The sequence below is a fragment of the Mesorhizobium sp. M4B.F.Ca.ET.089.01.1.1 genome, from assembly GCF_004022605.1.
Lineage (GTDB): Bacteria > Pseudomonadota > Alphaproteobacteria > Rhizobiales > Rhizobiaceae > Mesorhizobium > Mesorhizobium abyssinicae.
On sequence record NZ_RZOS01000487.1, the window covers coordinates 1 to 3,891 of the forward strand.

At 63.6% G+C, this 3,891-nt stretch carries 3 protein-coding genes; all 3 read right to left on the reverse strand.

Translation table 11 applies throughout. From position 1 onward, the window contains the following. Nucleotides 1-181: 181 nt before the first annotated feature. Nucleotides 182-1,552: a glutamine synthetase family protein gene (locus EN780_RS29095; protein ID WP_128276010.1), complete on the reverse strand. Its 1,371-nt coding sequence runs from the start codon at nt 1,550-1,552 to the stop codon at nt 182-184. An 87-nt stretch (nt 1,553-1,639) separates the two neighbouring features. Beyond that, nucleotides 1,640-3,196 carry an amino acid permease gene (locus EN780_RS29100; RefSeq protein ID WP_128276011.1) on the reverse strand — a complete coding sequence of 519 codons (1,557 nt, stop codon included), beginning with the start codon at nt 3,194-3,196 and terminating at the stop codon, nt 1,640-1,642. Nucleotides 3,197-3,236: 40 nt separating this feature from the next. Next, nucleotides 3,237-3,891 (reverse strand): N-formylglutamate amidohydrolase (locus EN780_RS29105; protein ID WP_128276012.1); only part of this gene is annotated, 655 nt, incomplete at its 5' end.

Below are 3,891 nucleotides of genomic sequence, written 5' to 3' on the forward strand. Positions count from 1 at the left end.
TGTCTTCCTCGCAGTTTTACAACAATCGAAAATCATGTGGCGTGGCGCCGCCCCTCATCCGCCTGCCGGCACCCTCCCCCCATACGGGGAGAAGGGCGAAACTCCTGCGCTGACGCCCCTCCCCCGTTCTTCACCGGTAGAGGGTAACGGCGAGGGGCAGCGCCGACGCTAAGCCGGCACCCTAGTACCGCTCGAACCCCCTGTGCAGTTCCCAATCGGTGATCCGGCGGTCGTATTCGAACTGCTCCCAGCGGGCCGTATGCACATAGTGCTCGACAACATCCTCGCCGAAGGCGTGCTTCAGCATCTTCGACTTTGACAGCGTGTCGGTGGCGTCGCGCAGCGTCTTCGGGATCTCGGGCAGGCGCGAAGCCTGGTAGGCATCGCCGACGAACGGCTTCTGCAGTTCCAGCTTCTCGTCGATGCCGGCAAGGCCGGACGCGATCAGCGCCGCGAAGGCGAGGTAGGGGTTCAAATCGGCGCCGCCGATCCGGCATTCCATGCGGATGCCCTTGGTGCCTTCGCCGCACAGGCGGAAACCGGCGGTGCGGTTGTCCTCGCTCCACATGATCTTGGTCGGCGCGAAGGTGCCGGCCTGGAAGCGCTTGTAGGAGTTGATGTAGGGCGCCAGGAACCAGGTGAACTCCTTGGCGTATTTGAGCTGGCCCGCGGCCCATTGCTGGCCGAGCGTCGACAACGTCCATTCGGCGTTTTTGTCGAAGAACAGCGGCGTCTTGCCGTCGGCGCTCCACAGCGAATTGTGGATGTGGCTGGAGTTGCCGGCGAGCCCGTAATTGTACTTGGCCATGAAGGAGATCGACTTGCCCTCGGAATCGGCGATCTCCTTGGCGCCGTTCTTCAGGATGACGTGGCGGTCGGCCATGTCGAGCGCTTCGGCGTAGCGCACATTGATCTCTTCCTGGCCCGGGCCCCATTCGCCCTTGGAGTTCTCGATCGGAATGCCGGCAGCTTCCATCTCGTTGCGAAGCCGGCGCATGACGCCTTCTTCCTTGGTGGTGATGCCGATCTGGTAGTCGCCGATGTAGGGCGAGGCTGAGTCGAGGCCCTGCCAGTGCTTCTTGCGGGCGGAATCGTAGGTTTCGTTGAAGAGGTAGAATTCGAGCTCGGAGGCGAAGTAGCCGATATAGCCGCGATCCTTCAGGCGCTTGACCTGCTTCTTCAGGATCGCGCGCGGCGAATGTGCGAGGTCTTCATGGTCGTGGTGGTCGAGCACGTCGCAAATCACAAGCGCCGTCTTTTCGAGCCACGGCAGCCGCCGCAGCGTCGCAAGGTCCGGCTTCATGACGAAGTCGCCATAACCCTTCGACCAGCTCGCCGCCTTGTAGCCCGGCACCGGCTCCATATCGATGTCGCAGGCAAGCAGATAGTTGCAGCCATGCGTTTCGCCATGCGCGGAATCGACGAAATACTGGGCAAGGAACCGCTTTCCGGCGAGCCGGCCCTGCATGTCGACGATGCAAGCCAACACCGTGTCGATCTCGCCATTGGAGACCGCTTTCTTCAACTGATCGAACGAGAAATTTCCGGCCATTCCTTTGGCACTCCAGCGCTTGGTCGTTGAGAGGGATAAACGCAGCCATGGCCGGCGCGAGGCCGGCCATGGCCATGGTTATGGAAGTCAGTGGCCGGTTTCGCCGACCGCCTGTTCGGCCGCCTGGATCGCTGCCTGGCGCGCCGCGATGATGTCGCCGAGCGGCGGGCCCTGGAAGCGGTTGCGTTCGAACGCGAACCACACGATCGCCGTCAGGATGAAGAAGCCGACGGTGATGTAGAGCGCCCAGTCGTTCGGCGGCTGGATGCCGATGACGAAGATCAGGATCATCGACAGAATGGAGAGGACGCCGAACAGCATGAAGATCGCACGCCCCATGTTCCACGGGCCCATTTTGTCCCACTTCGGCGTGCCCCAGGCCAGCATGCCGAGCACGATCGGCACGGTGAAGGACAGGAACAGGAAGATGACCGTGCAGGACACCACGATCGTGTAGGCCGAGGTACCGGCGACCGAAACCAGCGTCGAACCCCAGACGAACAGCACCGACAGGATCGACGCCGTCCAGATCGCCGCCACCGGCGTGCGATAGGTCGGGCTGACCTTGGCCAGCGCTGCCGAACCCGGCAGGCCGCCGTCACGCGAGAAGGCGAAGATCATGCGCGAGGCCGAGGTCACCGTCGCCAGGCCGCACAGCAGCTGCGCGACGAACACGACGAGGTAGACGAACTCCTTGATGCCGGGGCTGACACGCTGGTCGAAGGCCCAGAAGAACACGTTCCAGCCCTGCTTGGCGGCGTCGTCCATGTTCGGGATCATCAGGATGAAGGCGGCCAGGAACAGGTAGCCGAAAACGGCCGACCAGATGACCGACATGACCATGGCGCGCGGCACGGAACTGGCCGCCTTGATGGTTTCCTCGGAGGTGTGCGCCGAGGCGTCGTAGCCGGTGATGGTGTAGATCGGCAGCAGCAGGCCGAGCGCGAACACCCAGGCGTTCGACACCGACGGCCAGACGCCGGCGCCGGCATCGCCCGAGTAGTTGTGGAAGGTGAAGAGACGGCTGAAATCCCAGGTCTCGGCGGCGGCAAGGCAGACGATCGCGATCAGGATCGAGCCTAAGAAGATGAGATAGCCCGAGAAGTCGGTCAGCTTCGCCGTCAGCTTGATGCCGAGATGGTTGATCAGCGCCTGGGCGCCGGTGATGATGATCAGGAAGATCATCTGGTTGGTCAGATTGCCCTCGATGCCGAGCGCCGGCCCGAAGGCGCCGACGAAGAACGTCCAGGTGCCGACATTGATGGCGCCGAGCACGGTGATCAGGCCGAGCAGGTTGAGCCAGGCAGTCACCCAGCCGGTGCCGCGATTGCCGAGGATCGAACCCCAGTGATAGAGGCCGCCGGCCGTCGGATAGGCCGAGCTGATCTGCGACATGGCGACCGCGAAGGTCAGCGAGACGAAGCAGCCGACCAGCCAGCCGATGCCGATGCCGATGCCGCCGGCGCCGGAGGTGGCCTGCGCCAGCGAATTGATGCCGCCGGACAGGATGCAGATGATGGAGAAGGAAACGGCGAAATTCGAAAAGCGGCTGAGGCGCCGCTCCAGTTCCTGGGCGTAGCCCATGCTGTGGAGGTGCTTTACGTCCTCCGCCTTATCAACTTCGGTATAACCCGGTGCTGCCATTTGAAGTCCCCTTTAGTTCTTAGTTGGCCGATTGTACTGACTATCCCACTGCGCGTTGTCGGGAGCCGCTGGCCTCCTCGGGCTCCAGATCAGAAAAAATGCCGGTGAGCAGATCCGCCCATCTCCGCTGCCCGGCCTCGCCGGAGATTTCATCGTTGCGGATTTCGATCATCGCGCAGGCAAGGCCGCGCGAGCGCGCATGGCGTTCCAGCGTGAAATAGACGCGGTCGGCCGGCGAATAGGGTTCGTTGACGCCGACCGTGACGCCGGCGAGCCGCTTGAGCGCTGCGATCAGGGGTGCCGCTAGCCGGCGGTCCTCGTCATGGATGATGCCGATGTGCCAGGGCCGGCTCTTGCCCTTGTAGACCGGCGTGAAGGAATGCACCGACACCAGCCGCGTTTCCTGTCCGCGCGCCAGCCGCTCGTCGATGATGCCTGCGATCGAGTCATGGAACGGCCGCCACGACAGATCGATACGCGCGGCGCGCTGCTTGTCCGACAGACCGGCATTGCCGGGAATGACCGTGGTCTCGCTGACCGGAGGCACGAGGTCCGGCGCATCGAGCGGCCGATTGCAGTCGATGACGAGGCGCGAGATGCAGGTTTCGACCAGCGTGGCATCGAGCGCGGCGGCCATGCGATGGGCGACGGGCAGTGCGCCGGGATCCCAGGCGATATGGCGGGAGGGGGGCGCC